The following is a 15295-nucleotide window of genomic DNA, read 5'->3' on the forward strand; positions in this document are numbered from 1 at the left end:
CCCCGTCCCATCCCTGGGGGCTGCCGCCCCCGGACCCCCGCTTTGTCCTCAATCGCCGGACGGGCTGGAGGGTGGGACGGGCCTGGGGTGGGTGGGTTAAGCGGGGGCCGGTGGGGGGTGGATCGGCCTTGACGGCCTCGTCCTCAAACGCCGGACGGGCTGAAAGCCAAGCGCCGGCCGGCACCCCCAGCCCGTCCGGCGTTTGAGGACGAGCGCGTTCAGCGCGATTGGCGGGGGTCTGGGGGCACAGCCCCCAGAAGGATGGGACGGGTAGGGGCGGCGGGGGCGAGGGAAACCGTTGTCCACAGGCAACCCACTGCGCCAGGTCTGGCCAGTAATCTCGGCGTTCATGGAGCAGAGGCATCTCGGCCGTACCGGCCTGCGTGTGTCCCGGATCGGGCTCGGGACCCTGACCTGGGGTCGGGGTACCGACGAGCATGACGCCGCGGACCTGTTGAAAGCGTTCTGGGAAGCGGGCGGGACCCTCGTCGACACCGCGGACGTGTACGGCGACGGAGAGGCCGAGTATCTGCTCGGACAGCTCATGGAGGGGCTCGTGCCGCGCCGGGACCTGGTCATCTCGACCAAGGCCGGCAGCGTCCCCGACCCCGACCGCCCCGTCGACGGCTCCCGCGGCCACCTCCTCGCCGCCCTGGACGCCTCCCTCGCCCGCCTCGGCACGGACTACGTCGACGTCTGGCACATCCACGCCTACGACCCCGACACCCCCCTCGAAGAGACCCTCCAGGCCCTCGACCTCGCCGTCAGCAGCGGACGCGCCCGCTACGCCGGTGTCTCCAACTTCTGCGGCTGGCAGCTCGCCAAGGCGGCCACCTGGCAGCTCGCGGCACCGGGCATACGTACCCGTCTGTCCAGCACCCAGCTGGAGTACTCCCTCCTCCAGCGCGGCGTCGAGCGCGAGGTGCTGCCCGCCGCACTCGACCTCGGCATCGGCCTCCTGCCCTCCTCGCCCCTCGGCCGCGGTGTCCTCACCGGCAAGTACCGCAACTCCACCCCCGCGGACTCCCGGGGCGCCTCGGAGCACCTGGCGCCCTTCGTCGCGCCGTACCTCGACGACACCGCCGGCCGCATCGTCGACGCGGTGCGGACGGCGGCCGACGGACTCGCCGTCACGCCCTTGCAGGTCGCGCTCGCCTGGATCCGCGACCGGCCCGGCGTGGCCGCCCCCGTCATCGGCGCGCGCAACGCGCAGCAGCTCACGGCCGCATTGTCAGTGGAGGCCCTTAGTCTTCCTGACGAGATCTGCCGGGCGCTCGACGATGTGTCAGCGCCCGTGCACCGCTATCCCGATCACGACTGGAGCACGCTGTGACCACGGAGCCCGACACCACGGAGGAAGCCGAGCCGGGGGCCCCGGACGCCACCGAGGCCACCGAGGCGGCTGAGGAGGCCGCGCCGGATTCGTCGGCGGAGGCCACCGGGACCGTCGAGGCCGCTCAGCCCTCCGAGGCCGAAGCCGAGCTGGCCGCGCAGCGGGAGTTGCGGGAGCGGATCGAGCGGCGCAAGGCCGAGAAGCAGGGGCCCATCGCCGCCGGCACCAAGCTCAGCGGTACCGCCGCCGATCTGCTGGCCGCCGTACGCGCCGTGGAGAGCGGGGAGAAGCCCGCGTCGGCCGTCGTCTTCCGTGCGCCCGTCGAGGCCAAGCCCGCCCCTCACCGGGCCCCTGCCGCAGTGGCAGCCGCTCCCGCCTCGCCCGTGCCTGTAGCGACGTCCCCGGTAGTCGCCTCGGCCGCCGTCCCCGCGCCCGAAGCCGTCGACGCCGTCCGGGGTGTCCTCATTGAAGGGGGTGCCCCGGACTCGCTCGCGTCCCAGGTCGTATCCGTGCTGGGGGACGGAGCCGGTGAGCAACTGCGCGCCGATCCCTGGCAGTTGCTCCGGGTCTCCGGAGTGCGGCCCGAGCAGGCCGACGGGTTCGCGCGGGCGCTGCTCGGTGCCGAGTGCGGGCCGGACGACGAGCGCCGGGGCCGGGCCATGACGGTGTGGCTGCTGGAGCAGGCAGCGCTGGCCGGACACACCGTCCTGGACGCCGCCGCCCTCAGCGCCGCCCTCGCCCAGCGCAGCGTGCCCGACCCGGACACCGCCGTGCAGAGCGCCGTCGCGGAGGGCGAGGCCCTGGAGTTCCAGGACTCGGTCGAGGAGGCCGTACCGCGCGTCACGGACGAGGACAGCGAGGAGGACGAGGAGCGGCCCGTTCGGGTGCTCATCGGGCTGGAGCGGTACTCGCTGGCCGAGGAGAGTCTCGCCGACGGGCTGGCCCGGATCGTCAACTCGCTGCCCAAGGAGGCCTCGGAAGAGTGGGAGTCGGCCGCCGGGGCCGCGGGGTCCGGTTCGGCCGCCGAGCTGGTCCGGGCCGTCGGCGGGCACGGGCTAGTGCTGCACACCGGCGGTGACGCGGCCCGCGCCGAACCGGCCGCCCTCGTCACCGCGGCCCGTTCCCTGGGCCTGCGGGTCTGCGCGGCGGCCCACACCCCCGACGGCCGCCGCCGTTTCGCGGCGCTGCTCGACTCCGCCGAGGAACAAGAGGATCGATCGGAGGCCGTCACCGTCGCCGGGCTGCTCGCCGGGGGCGAAGGGCCCGGGCGGGACTCCGACGGGGCGTTCGAGGTCGATCTGCTGGTCGTGCTGGACGCGCCGCAGCTCGATGTGGAGAGCGCGGCGATGGTCGTGGAGTCGCTGCCCGACGGGGCCCGGCTGCTGCTGAGCGGTGACCCGGCGGTGCTGTGGTCGGCCGGTCCCGGGCGGGTCTTCGCCGATCTGCTCGCCGCACGCGCGTGCCCGCACATCGTCTCCCGTACGCCCGACCCAGGGCCGATCGGCGAACTCGTCTCGGGTGTCTCCGTCGGCGAGCTGACCCAGGTCGAGGCGCCCGGCAAGGAGGTCGTGATCGTCCCCGTGCGGGACGCGGGCGAGGCGGTGCACCGGACCGTGCAGCTCGTCGCGGACTCGGTGCCCAGGGCGCTGGGCGTACCGGCCGAGCAGACCCAGGTGATCACGCCGGGACACGGCGGCGCGGCCGGCACGCGTGCGCTCAACTCCGCCCTCAAGGAACGGCTGAACCCCGGTCCCGGCCGCTTCGGCGGCTTCGACCCGGGCGACCGGATCGCGTACTCCCCCGCCCCGGGGCGGACGGTGCCCGGGCAGGTCGTCAAGGCCGACGCGGAGGGGCTGCACCTGGAGTGCGCCGGCGCCCCCGTGGTCGTACCGAAGGAGCGGGTCGAGCAGAGCGTGCGGCACGGGTGGGCGCTGACCGCGCACCAGGCGGTCGGGCTGCACTGGCCGGCGGCCGTCGTGGTGCTGCCCGGCGACGCGGCCCAGTCGCTGAGCCGGCCCTGGGTCTACACGGCCTTCGGCCGCGCCGAGCGACACCTCTCCGTGGTCCACGGTGTGGACCAGGCACTGCCCCGCGCGGTCGCGGAGGTCCCGGCCAAGGCCCGTACGACACGGCTGCCGGGCCTGCTCAGAGCCCAGGTCCCGCCGACCGCCTGAGCGAGCCGCACAGGGGGAACAGGGGAGCAGGGGAACAGACGACTGCGGCGGTCACCGGAGGTTCTGCCTCCCGTGACCGCCGCGGCCTCACGACATCCCGATCGCCGACCGTTAGCGGTCGGCGTCCAGTGGTTCCAGGTCCTCGTCCTCGTCCAGGCCCACTGCCACGAGGTCGGTGTCCAGTTCGTCCTCCAGCAGGTCGTCCTCGTCGATGACGTCGTCCACCTCGTCGTCGAAGACCGCGCTGACGTCGAAGCGGCAGACCACCCGTTCCGCGTCGACCTGGTCGAAGGGGGCCTCCAGCCACTCGCCGGGGTCGGCCGGTTCGTCCGCGGCCGTCACCCACAGCGTGGAGTCGGCCTCCTCCAGGCCGAACTCCTTGTGCCGGGAGGCGATCTCGTCCGGCTCGAACTCGCCGAACAGAATGCCCAGCGCCCCGTGCACCGTGTCGGAGGCCTCGGCGCCCGTGCCGTCGTCGTCCACGGCCTCCACGCGCTGTGCCTGTGCCAGCAGCCGCTGCGGCTCCACCACCGCGTAGTCGCGGCGGATCAGCACGCTCACGGCGTTCGGCTCCTCGGGGCCCGTGTACGGCGGCAGGGCGTCGTCGGATCCGGGGATCTCGAAGGGGGTGACCTCGTCGTAGCGGTCGTAGAGCAGCTCGTCGTAGACCTCGGCGGCAGCGGCCAGCTGGTTGAACGCCTCGTAGACATCGGGGTCGTCCTCCCCCGACCGGTGTTCGACCGCCGCCAGGTGGCGGTCGAGCGCGGTCTTGACCGCCTCGGCGGCGGCGCGTACCTCGGCAGCGGTGGGCTGCGCAGCATCAGACATAGTGCAGACGCTATCCGTACCGGGCCTCTGCCCGCACAATAGATGCGATGCCGGAATACGAATTTGTCGACGTGTACGTACCGCGCGGGGTCACCCGCAAGGAAGCCACACGCCTGCTGACGGACCATGCCGAGTACGGACACTGGGAGTTGGACCGACTGAGCCTGCTGCGCGACGGCAGCCGCAGGGTGCGGTTGCGCCGGCGCATCATCCGCCAGGTGCGAGCCACGTGGTGAGCGGGCCCGGGTGAAACGGAGCGGGCCCCGCGTCTGCGGGGCCCGCTCCGTTCGGTACGCCGCCGGGTGACCGGGCGGCGGTTCGCTCATGTCTGTCGGGGCTACGCCGAGGGGCGTGCCTTGCGGTAGAGGACGGTGCCCGCGAGCAGCATGCCCGCGCCCACCGGCAGGACGACGCCCAGCGGCAGGTCACCGCCGGTCTGCGCGAGCTGCGGGGCGGCGGCCCGGGGCTGCGGAACGGTCTGCGCACCGCCCTGGTCGACGTAGGAGGAGCCGCCCGGAGGCGTCACACCGTTCGGCGAGCTGGGCGGTGTGAGCGGCGATCCCGGCCGGGACGGGCCGGACGGCTGCGCCGGAGTGCCCGGGTGCTGCGGAGTCGCCGGGTAATGCGGGGTGACCGGCTGCTCCGGGGTGGTGGGCTGGTGGGGAGTGGTGGGCTGCTGGGGGTTGCCGGGAGTCTGCGGGCTCCCCGGGGTCTGCGGACCGCCCGGCTGCTCGGGGGTGCCGGGCTGGTGCGGGTTCCCGGGCTGCTCGGGGGTCCCCGGGTGCGCGGGACCGCCAGGAAGCTCAGGGATGCCCGGAAGCTCGGGTACGCCCGGGAGCTGGGGGTTCCCCGGCTGCTCGGGGCCGCCCGGCTGCTGGGGCGTTTCGGGCTGGTGGGGGCTCTCCGGCTGGTGCGGCGGCTGTGCGGGCTGCTCGGGGCCGGCCGGGGGCGGGGTCTCCTCGCCGTAGCCGGGGGGCGGGGCCTCCTCGCCGTAACCGGGCGGTGTGGCCGGGGGGCCGGTTTCCGGAGGCGGTGACGGGTGGCCGCCGCCCGAGTCGTCCCCGGTGTTGGCGCAGTCGTTGCCGAACGCCGGGTTGAGCAGAGCGACGACATCGATGGTGTTGCCGCAGAGGTTCACCGGTGCGCTGATCGGTGCTTCCACGTGGTTGCCGGAGCCGACGCCCGGGGAGTCGGTGGCGTAACCGCCGGCGTGCGCGCCCTCCCAGTCGCTCCACTCCGTCCAGGAGCCGGAGCCGCCCGGACCGCCCGGGTAACCCGGAGTTCCCGGGTATCCGAAGCCGCCCGGGGCGCCCGAGTCGCCGTACCCGCCCTGGCCGGCGTGCCCGCCGTAGCCGCCGTATCCGTCATAGCCCGGGTAACCGCCGTAACCGCCGTGGCCGCCGTAGCTGCCCGGCGAGCCATGGCCGCCGTACCCTCCGTCGTCGCCGTACCCGCCGGACGAGCCGTGGCCGCCGTTGCCGCCATGCCCACCCTGGCTGCCATGACCGCCTTGGCCGCCGTGGTTGCCCTGACCTCCGTGGTTGCCCTGGCCGCCGTGTCCGCCCGGTGAGCCGTGGCCGCCGCCCTTGCCTCCACCGCCGCCGTTGGCACACTTGTTGCCCATCGCCGGGTTGAGGAGACCGACGCCGCTCACGGTGTTGCCGCAGGCGTTGACCGGCACGCTCACCGGGGCGCTCACCGTGTTGCCGGACAGCACTCCGGGTGAGTTGGCGGTGGCGCCGCCGGCACCCGAGTCGGCATGCGCCGGGGCGCCGCCGGCGGCGGCCATCACGCCTGTCGCGGCGGCGACCGTCATCAGGCCCTTGCGCGTGACCTCACGCATTGCTGCATCCCTGCCTTCACTGCTGTGTCGTGAACCTTCCGGAACGACCTGTCGGCCCCGGAACGCACAGGGCGTTCCGGGGCCGACAGGCTCAGACTCGCTGGGAGTCGGAACCTCACAAGGTGAGGCGCAGCATCAGTTGTTGACGCAGGTGTTGCCGAAGGCGGGGTTCAGCAGGCCGATCACGGAGATCGTGTTACCGCAGACGTTCACCGGGACGTGAACGGGAACCTGGACCACGTTGCCGGACAGGACGCCCGGGGAGCCCACAGCGGCACCCTGGGCACCCGCGTCGGCGACAGCCAGGCCCGCACCCGCGAGAACCAGACCACCAGTGGCAGCCGCAGCGGCGACGATCTTCTTGATCATTATTCCTCCTTGTTGGCAATGCGATCCCGAGTAGCGGACCGCATCACCAGTAACGAGGAGGGGGCATTAGGGCTACGACCTGATGAGCGCCTTCACTCTTCTCAGTCAATTGCGCACACCCGGACGAATATCGGAGCCGTCGGTCGGCGCGGTTCAGGACGCGTCGATGAAACGATCCAGCACCCGGACCCCGAACTTGAGGGCGTCGACCGGCACCCGCTCGTCGACACCGTGGAACATGCCGGCGAAGTCCAGCTCCGGCGGCAGCTTCAGCGGGGCGAAGCCGAAGCAGCGGATGCCGAGGTCCGCGAAGGACTTGGCGTCGGTGCCGGCGGAGAGCATGTAGGGCACGGCGCGGGCGATCGGGTCCTCGGCGACCAGCGCGGTCTGCATGGCGTCGACCAGGGCGCCGTCGAAGGAGGTCTCCAGCGCCTTGTCGGCGTGCACGTCCTCGCGCTTCACGTTCGGGCCGAGGATGCGGTCGAGGTCGGCGAGGAACTCCTCCTCGTAGCCCGGCAGATAGCGGGCGTCGACGTGCGCGGTGGCCTGGCCGGGGATGACGTTGACCTTGTAACCGGCGCCCAGCTGGGTCGGGTTGGCGGTGTTCTGCAGCGAGGCGCCGATCAGCTTGGCGATACCGCCGAGCTTGGCGAGCGTCGCATCCATGTTCTCGGGGTCCAGCTCGGTGCCGAGCGCGTCGCCGAGTTCGTCGAGGAAGTGGCGGAGCGTCTTGGTGACCCGGACCGGGAACTTGTGCCGGCCGAGACGTCCGACGGCCTCCGACAGTTCGGTGATCGCGTTGTCCTTGTGGATCATCGAACCGTGTCCGGCGGTGCCGTCGACGGTCAGCTTCATCCAGTGCATGCCCTTCTGGGCCGTCTCCACCAGATACAGCCGCAGGTTCTCGTTGACGGTGAAGGAGAACCCGCCGACCTCGCCGATCGCCTCGGTGACGCCCTCGAAGAGATCCGGGTGCTTGTCGACGAGGTGCCGCGCACCCCACGTACCGCCCGCCTCCTCGTCGGCGAGGAAGGCGAGGACGATGTCGCGCGGGGGCTTGCGGCCGGTGCGCAGCCGGTCGCGGACGACCGCGAGGGTCATCGCGTCCATGTCCTTCATGTCGACCGCGCCCCGGCCCCACACACAGCCGTCGGCGATCTCCCCGGAGAACGGGTCGTGGGTCCAGTCGGCCGCGTTGGCCGGTACGACGTCGGTGTGGCCGTGGATGAGCAGCGCCGGCCGGGACCGGTCCTCGCCCTCGATGCGCGCCACGGTGGAGGCGCGTCCCTTGTGCGACTCGAAGATCTGCGGCTCCAGGCCGAACTCGGCGAGCTTCTCGGCGACGTATTCGGCGGCCTTGCGTTCGCCGGGTCCCGAGTGGTCGCCGAAGTTGCTGGTGTCGATCCGGATGAGATCGCGACAGAGGTCCACGACCTCGTCCTCGCCGGTGACCGCCCTGGCCGCGTCTGTCCTGCCCGTCTCGCTCACGGTGCTACCTCCCGCTGTTCCCGCTGGTGGTCCTGCTCCCCCATACTCTCCCTCCCACCCGGCGCGTCCCAAGACCGGCCGGGGTCCGTCACACACCGTTCACGCGGCGACAGGGGGTGACCGGCCACCCCCGAAAGCCTGGTAATGTTTCCTTCGTCGCCACGGGGGAACCCCGCGCGACAGACACCTTGTCCGGGTGGCGGAATGGCAGACGCGCTAGCTTGAGGTGCTAGTGCCCTTTATCGGGCGTGGGGGTTCAAGTCCCCCCTCGGACACTCATCGCAATAACCGCCGAAACCCCACTTCACGTGGGGTTTTCTGGTTTTCGGACACTTTACGGGCCGCCCGGGGACCGCTTCCCGAGGTGGCGTGACCATGCCCGCCCGTCCCGGCATGATGGTGCTGCCCGTGCTGGGCAGGGAACGCCGTGAAAGATGGAGGGCGCGTGTCACGCCAGGTACTGACGGTCTGCCCGGAGGGCACCGAGGGCTTTCGGACGATCGGAGAGGCACTGGCGAGGGCCCGGGGCGGCGCCGTGATCAGTGTGCGTCCCGGGATCTACGAGGAGAACCTCGTCGTCGCCACCCGGGTCACGATCGTGGCCGAGCAGTCGCGGGGCACGGTGGAGATACGTCCGCGCCGTGGCAGCGTGCTCACGCTGAAGGCGGACGCGGTGATGCTCACCGACCTGGTGCTGCGCGGCCGTGACGAGGACCTGCCCGCCGTGGACGCCGCCCGCGGGCAGGTCGCGATGGACGGCTGCGATGTCACCGGCGCCGCCTGGGCGGCCGTACTGGCCCGGGGCACCGGCTCGCTGGCGATGCGGGACTGCCGGGTGAGCTGTCCGTCCGGGGCCGGGGTGGTGGTCACCTCGACCGTGGAGAGTTCGGTGGACTCCTGCACGATCGAGCACCTGGGCACCTCCGGGGTGGTCATCGGCGAGCGCGGCCGGGTCACGGTGCGCGGCTGCACCATCCGGGACGCCCGGGGCAACGGCGTGCTCGCCAACGGTGACGCGCAGGGTTCGGTGGAGGAGTGCGACATCTCCTCGACCGACAAGCCGTCCATCGCGCTGGAGGAGCACTGCACGACCCAGGTGGTGCGCACGGTCGTGCACGACACCTCCATCGGCGTCCATCTGACCAGCTCCTCGCGCACGGTCCTGGAGGAGCTGCGGGTCACCGCGACCACCGGCCCCGGCATCGTCGTCTCGCACGGCAGCGACCCGCTGCTGCGCCGCTGCCGTACCGCCCGTACGGAGGGCAACGGCCTGCTGATCACCGACCGGGCACGCGGCACGTACGAGGACTGCTGGCTGGACACCTCCCAGGCACCGGCGCTGCGCGTGGCCGGGGCCGCCTCCCCCACGCTGACCTCGCTGACCGTGCGGGACTGCGCGGCGACGGGCGTGCTCCTTGAGGAGGAGTCCACGGCCGAGCTGGACCGCCTGGACGTCGTGGACGCCACCGGGGTCGGCATCTGCATACGCACCGGCGCCAATCCGATGCTGCGCCGGGCCCGGGTCAGCGGTTCCGGCGGCCACGGTGTGGAGGCCGTCAAGGACGGGCGGGGGCGGCTGGAGGACAGCGAGATCGACCGGGCGGGCGGTGCGGGCGTCCATGTCGAGAGCGACGGGAACCTGTATCTCGGCGGCACCAACGTCCTGGCCCCGACCGGTGTGGGGCTGATGGTGGCCGCGGGCGGCAGTGCCACCGCCCGTGACTGCGACTTCCGTGAGCCGGGCGGCGACGGTGTCCTCGTCGACGCGGAGGGCGAACTCACCGCGACCCGGGTCAAGGTGAACTCCGCCGGGGAGAACGGCGTGTTGGTGCGCGAGGGAGGCCGGGCCTCCCTCAACGCCTGTGAGATCGGCGGCAGTTCGAAGGACGGGGTTCGAGTCGAGAGCACCGCGCCGGTGTCCGTCGTCAACTGTGTGGTGCGGGACAACAAGGGCGGCGGTCTGATCCAGACCCAGCGGGGCGAGCGGCTCGCCGTCGAGGGGCTCTCCAGCAACGGCAACGGCCAGCGGGACGCCTGGGGTTACGGCGACAGCGAGGGCACCGACCCGGCCGGTACGGCTCCGGCGGGCGGCGGCGCGGCGGGCGACACCGGTCCGCTGGCCGAACTGGAGGCGCTGATCGGCCTGTCCAACGTCAAGCAGCAGGTCCGTACGCTCGTCAACCTCACCCAGTTGGCACAGCGCCGCGCCCAACTCGGCATGTCCGCCCCGCCGATGAGCCGCCATCTGGTCTTCGCGGGCCCGCCCGGTACCGGTAAGACGACGGTGGCCCGGCTCTACGGCACCATCCTCGCCCAGCTCGGCGCGCTGCGCTCCGGGCATCTGGTCGAGGTCTCGCGGGCCGATCTCGTCGCCCAGGTGATCGGCGGTACGGCGATCAAGGCGACCGAGGCGTTCAACAGGGCTTTGGGCGGTGTCCTGTTCATCGACGAGGCGTACACGCTGACTGCGGACAGCGGGAGTTCGGGCGCCGACTTCGGGCGCGAGGCGGTCGACACGCTGCTGAAGCTCATGGAGGACCACCGCGAGGACGTGGTCGTCGTCGCGGCCGGGTACTCGGGCGAGATGCAGTCGTTCCTGGGCTCCAACCCGGGTCTGGCGTCCCGGTTCTCGCGGACCGTGGAGTTCGAGAACTACTCGGTGCCCGAGCTGGTCGCGATCATGGAGAGCATGTGCGTCCGGCACCAGTACGAACTGGGCGAGGGCACGGCCGCCGCGCTGGCGACCCACTTCGAACGCATGCCGAAGGACGCCACGTTCGGCAACGGCCGCGCGGCCCGGCAGGTCTTCGAGGAGATGGTCGACCGGCAGGCCGTACGGCTGGCCACGCTGGCGGAGGTGGGCGAGCGGGACCTGTCGCTGCTGCTGCCGGAGGACGTGGGTGCGGAGGCCGCTGCGGCGGCGGGCGAGGACGGGGGCGTGCCCTCGCGGAGCGACGCGCTGTCCCGGCTCGGCGACATGGTGGGCCTGGCGGCCGTCAAGCGCGATGTCACCGACCTCGTCAACCTCCTCTCCACCGCCCGCCAGCGCGAGGCGGCGGGCCTGCCCGCGCCCCGGATCAGCCACCACCTCGTCTTCAGCGGCCCGCCCGGCACCGGCAAGACGACGGTGGCCCGCCTCTACGGCGAACTCCTGGTCTCCCTGGGGGTGTTGCCGCGCGGCCAGCTGGTGGAGGTGTCCCGGGCGGACCTGGTCGGCCGGTACGTCGGTCACACGGCGCAGCTCACCCGCGAGGTCTTCGAACGGGCCCTGGGAGGCGTCCTGTTCATCGACGAGGCGTACACGCTGACGCCCGCCGGGTCGGGTTCCGGTTCCGACTTCGGGCAGGAGGCGGTGGACACGCTGCTCAAGCTGATGGAGGACCACCGGGAGCAGGTCGTGGTGATCGTCGCGGGCTACACCCGGGAGATGGCGGGCTTCATGGCCTCCAACCCCGGCCTGTCGTCCCGTTTTTCGCGGCGCGTCGAGTTCGCGGACTACTCGTCGGACGAGCTGGTCACGATCGTACGGATGCACGCGGACAGCGCGGGTTACGAGTGCGGGCCGGGTACCGGGGCGGTGCTGCGGGAGTACTTCGACTCGCTGCCGAGGGACCGCTCGTTCGGCAATGCGCGGCTGGCTCGGCAGGTGCTGGAGGGCATGATGACGCGGCAGGCCGGGCGGGTCAGCGCGATGGCCGCGCCGGGGCTGGACGATCTGCGGTTGCTGGTGGTGGGGGACGTACCCCGGGTGGGGTGAGTGGCTCGACCCGGGTGTACGGCGCCTTCACAGGCCGTCGGCGTCCGGCTGGGCTCCGTAGGGCGTGTCCAGGACCGTCAGCGCACGGGGGTGTATCAGGGCGCCCGGGAGGCGCGGGTGCGGGGCGAGGACGTCGGCGGCGAGCAGGCGGTCCAGGGCAGGTTCCGGGGCGTACGGAATGCGGGGGCGCAGCCAGTCCGCGGAGAGCGCCGGGCTGGAGCGGAGGCAGGTCAGGACGGCTGTCGTGGCCGGGTCGCGGCCGACCCGGTCGATCGCCTCGTCGATCAGGGCGCCGTACGCCGTGACGGTCGCGGTCCGGTGGTGGGCGGTGTCGGTGACCGTGCGGGCGAACAGCTCGCCCCATACCTCCCAGTGGCCCTCCGCGGCGGCGACCACCGCCTCGTCGTGGGCGATCCGGTGGTGTTCGATCCAGCCCTCGATGTCGAGCAGCAGTCCCGGCAGGAGGCCGGCGGCCACCAGGTCGCACTCGGCGAGCAGGCGGGACATGCGGCCGTTGGCGTCGGGGAACGGGTGGATCGTCAGCAGCCGCACCATGCTCAGAGCAGCCGCGTCCAGGGGTGGCGAGGTGGTCCGGGTGCCCCACTCGTACCAGCGCTGCATGTGGTCGCGCAGTTCCTCGCCGGGGCCGACGGCCATGACGAAGCGGCGCCCGTCCGGCCAGGTGACGCGGCAGGCGGAGCGCCGGAAGCCGCCGGTGCCGGGGATGTTGGGGTCGGCGGCGACGAGGAGTCCGTGCAGTTCGGCGAGCGCGTCCGGGGTGAAGCAGGGGCGGCTGTCCGGGTGTTCGGCGCGTTCCGCGCGGACCGAGTGCACGGCCAGTAGGCCCGCCTGGGTCCGGTGCTCGGCGGCCTCGGCGATCCGGGTGGTCAACTGGTCCTCGTCCAGCGGTACTTGGGCGAGGTGGTGGCGGTGCAGCTTCGTGCGGTAGCGGGGGCGGTGGAACAGGTCGGGGTCGCCGAGGTGGCGCCGGGTGGCCTCGGTGAGGGTCGCCAGGGCGGCCAGCGCCGTCGCGCGGGCCGCCACGGGGATCACCTCGGCGTCGGGCGGTGGGGCGCCGGGGGGGGGGGGGGGGGGCCCCCCGGGGGGGGGGGGGGGGGGGGGGGGGGGGGGGGGGGGCCGCCCCCGGGGGGGGGGGCACGAGGCCCGTGGGGGCGGTGACGTTCACGTACTCGGTGGTGTACGCGAGGCTGAGGTAGCTGAACGACGTGATCGCGTAGACGGTGGTCTGGTACTCGACCCCGAGCGTGAAGCTCTGGCCCGGGTCAAGGGTGACGTCGACGGAGGTGCTCACGCTGACGGTCGTGTTGAGCTGGGTTCCTAGAGTGGCGGTGAGTATCTCGCCGGCCTTGGCCGAGATGTTCGCGCTCGTCTGGTAGGTGACGTCGTACTTGTAGGTGTCGTTGAACTTCACCTGGATGGTGTTGTTGTTACGGATGCACTTGGTGTGCTCCTCCCACTTCTGGCCCTTGCTGTAGGGGATCGCGGTCTGGCCGCCACCGCCGCCGCCCGAGTCGGACCAGCTGTAGGGGGGTGTCACCGGGTCCATCGGCGACGGGGGCCTGGTGGCGGTGCCGTCGACCTCGACCCTGGGCAGGACGGCGTCCGCCGGCGCCGGGGTGGGGTCGCTGAGGTTGTCCCCGGGGGGCAGGACGGAAAGCTCGTCGCCGCCCGAACCGGAGTCGCCGCCACCGCCCGGGTCGCCGATGGGGCCGCCCGGGTCGCCGGGGTCGCCAGGGTCACCGGGCGGGAATCCGGGGTCCTGTTCTTCCTCGCAGGAGGTGTTGCTGTCCTCACAGGAGTCGGCGACGGCCGTGTGCGGGGCGATGACCGCCGGCACCGTGGTGAGGACGGTGGCGCCGAGTGCGGCGGCCAACACCATGCGTCTGAGCTTCACGTTTCCTCCGGATCGGATGGTGCTCTGGGGGGGGGAGGGAGCCGAACCAGCCCAGTGTGCGGAGCGGGGGGTGCGCGCAGCATTGGGGAAACCCCTAGACCCGTGGTTCCGATGGGCGAGTGGTTTGGATGGGCGAGTGGTTTCGTTCGCTTCAACTGGGTTGCCGTATGCGTGGGTTGGGAGCAGGGCGTCTGCGGTCGGGCTCCTGCCGCGCCATTTAGGATCGGTCCATGCGTCGCCCTCGTCTTCGTCCGGCCCGGACGTTCGCCGTTCTTCTTCCGCTCGTTCTGCTTGCCGCTCCCGTCGCCTCCGCCGCCGACGGTTCGCCGGTACGACTGCCGGTGATGCCGTCCCGGCTCGACGCGGACGACGCCTGCACCGGGGCCTCCGGCGAGCGGGCCACCGCCGTGCCGTGGGAGCAGCAGAGTCTGCAGCTGCCTCGTGCCTGGGAGTTCTCGGGCGGGGCCGGGGTGACCGTGGCCGTCGTGGACACCGGGGTGTCGACGGAGGCGCCCGCGTTGAAGGGGCGGGTGACGGCTGTCGGGGACGCGGGGCAGGACTGTGTGGGGCACGGGAGTTTCGTCGCCGGGCTGATCGCGGCGGCGACGACGGACGGGGTTCGGTTCGCGGGGGTCGCTCAGCAGGCTCGTATCGTCGCCGTGCGGGGGACCGATGCGCGGGGGGTCGCTACGGCGGGGAGTGTCACTGCGGGGATCAGGGCGGCGGTTGGGGCCGGGGCGAAGGTGATCGAGGTGTCGCCTGCGTTGGTGCGGGGGTCGGAGGAGTTGACCGCTGCGGTGAAGGATGCGGTGGCGAAGGATGCGGTGGTTGTTGCCGCTGCGGTTCCTGATCCGCCTGCCAGGGGTGGCAGTTCCTCCTCCGGTGAGGCGCCGGAGCCTCTTGCTTACTGGCCTGCCTCCCAGGACGGGGTGTTGTCCGTGCTCGACGTGGATTCGAGTGGGGGGCGGCCCGACAACGCGTTGGTGCCTCGGGAGGCTGATCTGGCCGCGCCCGGTGATGGGGTGGTCGGGCCTGGGCCTCGGGGTGGGGGGCATTACATCGGGTCGGGGGCTTCGTTCGCTGCGGGGTTTGTGGCGGGGGCCGCGGCGTTGGTGCGGGCCGCTCATCCTGGGTTGACCGCGGCGGAGGTCGCGGGGCGGTTGGTGTCCACGGCTTATCCCGATGCGGTGCCTCGGGTGGATCCGTATGCGGCGGTTACCTCTGTGGGGCCTGGTGTGGAGGGGCGGGAGGTGCGGGCTGCGGCTGGGGAGGGGGCTGTGGTGCGGTTGCCTGGGGATCCTGGGGCTGGGCCTACTCGGCGGGCTGTGCTTGTTGCTGTGGGGGGTGGGGCTGGGTTGTTGGTGGTGGTGTGGGTGGCTGTTGTGGTGCCTCGGGGGCGGGCTCGGGGGTGGCGGGCGTCGTAGGGGTGTTTTCGCCCCCGCCGCCCCTACCCGTCCCATCCCTGGGGGCGGTGCCCCCAGACCCCCCGGGGGTGGGTGGGTAAGGCGGGGGTGGGTGGGGGGTTGATCGGCCTGGACGGCCTCGCCCTCAAACGCCGGACGGGCTGAGTGGTGCAGGCCGGGGCTTG

10 protein-coding genes, 1 tRNA gene and 1 pseudogene are annotated in these 15295 nt (G+C 72.4%); 6 read left to right on the plus strand and 6 right to left on the minus strand.

What is annotated here, in order from left to right; translation table 11 throughout:
• Nucleotides 1-349: 349 nt before the first annotated feature.
• Both CW359_RS44290 and CW359_RS44295 read left to right on the plus strand, forming a co-directional pair.
• On the plus strand, nt 350-1333 hold the full coding sequence (locus tag CW359_RS44290; protein ID WP_105975934.1) for an aldo/keto reductase: 984 nt from the start codon (nt 350-352) through the stop codon (nt 1331-1333).
• Nucleotides 1330-3507 (plus strand): helix-hairpin-helix domain-containing protein, encoded by a 2178-nt coding sequence (locus CW359_RS44295; protein WP_105975935.1) that lies wholly within the window; start codon nt 1330-1332, stop codon nt 3505-3507. The genes CW359_RS44290 and CW359_RS44295 overlap by 4 nt, the downstream gene beginning before the upstream one ends.
• A gap of 111 nt (nt 3508-3618) precedes the next feature.
• Here CW359_RS44295 and CW359_RS44300 read toward each other — a convergent pair whose 3' ends face one another.
• Complete coding sequence (locus tag CW359_RS44300) at nt 3619-4335, minus strand: hypothetical protein (RefSeq protein ID WP_105975936.1); 717 nt, start codon at nt 4333-4335, stop codon at nt 3619-3621.
• 47 nt (nt 4336-4382) lie between these two features.
• Between CW359_RS44300 and CW359_RS44305 the strand changes: the two genes are divergently transcribed.
• Nucleotides 4383-4571: a DUF5703 family protein gene (locus CW359_RS44305; protein ID WP_018549191.1), complete on the plus strand. Its 189-nt coding sequence runs from the start codon at nt 4383-4385 to the stop codon at nt 4569-4571.
• Between the two features lie 101 nt (nt 4572-4672).
• Here CW359_RS44305 and CW359_RS44310 read toward each other — a convergent pair whose 3' ends face one another.
• The 3 genes from CW359_RS44310 to CW359_RS44320 form a co-directional block, all read right to left on the minus strand.
• Nucleotides 4673-6178, minus strand: a complete 1506-nt coding sequence (locus CW359_RS44310; protein WP_105975937.1) for a chaplin — start codon at nt 6176-6178, stop codon at nt 4673-4675.
• Nucleotides 6179-6313: 135 nt separating this feature from the next.
• Nucleotides 6314-6547 carry a chaplin ChpH gene (gene chpH / locus CW359_RS44315; protein WP_105975938.1) on the minus strand — a complete coding sequence of 78 codons (234 nt, stop codon included), beginning with the start codon at nt 6545-6547 and terminating at the stop codon, nt 6314-6316.
• Nucleotides 6548-6700: 153 nt separating this feature from the next.
• Nucleotides 6701-8035, minus strand: coding sequence for a M20/M25/M40 family metallo-hydrolase (locus CW359_RS44320; protein WP_105975939.1), 1335 nt, complete (start codon nt 8033-8035; stop codon nt 6701-6703).
• A 190-nt stretch (nt 8036-8225) separates the two neighbouring features.
• Between CW359_RS44320 and CW359_RS44325 the strand changes: the two genes are divergently transcribed.
• Both CW359_RS44325 and CW359_RS44330 read left to right on the plus strand, forming a co-directional pair.
• Nucleotides 8226-8310: transfer RNA gene (locus tag CW359_RS44325), tRNA-Leu, on the plus strand.
• Between the two features lie 170 nt (nt 8311-8480).
• Nucleotides 8481-11792 (plus strand): right-handed parallel beta-helix repeat-containing protein, encoded by a 3312-nt coding sequence (locus tag CW359_RS44330; protein ID WP_105975940.1) that lies wholly within the window; start codon nt 8481-8483, stop codon nt 11790-11792.
• A gap of 27 nt (nt 11793-11819) precedes the next feature.
• Here the strand turns inward: CW359_RS44330 and CW359_RS44335 are convergent, their stop codons facing one another.
• Nucleotides 11820-12836, minus strand: coding sequence for a Fic family protein (locus CW359_RS44335; RefSeq protein WP_105975941.1), 1017 nt, complete (start codon nt 12834-12836; stop codon nt 11820-11822).
• Between the two features lie 127 nt (nt 12837-12963).
• Nucleotides 12964-13692: pseudogene (locus CW359_RS47780) on the minus strand (DUF6426 family protein); the annotation flags it as partial.
• A 359-nt stretch (nt 13693-14051) separates the two neighbouring features.
• Between CW359_RS47780 and CW359_RS44340 the strand changes: the two are divergent.
• Nucleotides 14052-15131: a S8 family serine peptidase gene (locus CW359_RS44340; protein ID WP_232838881.1), complete on the plus strand. Its 1080-nt coding sequence runs from the start codon at nt 14052-14054 to the stop codon at nt 15129-15131.
• Nucleotides 15132-15295 lie beyond the last annotated feature (164 nt).

This window comes from Streptomyces geranii (assembly GCF_002954775.1).
Classification (GTDB): domain Bacteria; phylum Actinomycetota; class Actinomycetes; order Streptomycetales; family Streptomycetaceae; genus Streptomyces; species Streptomyces geranii.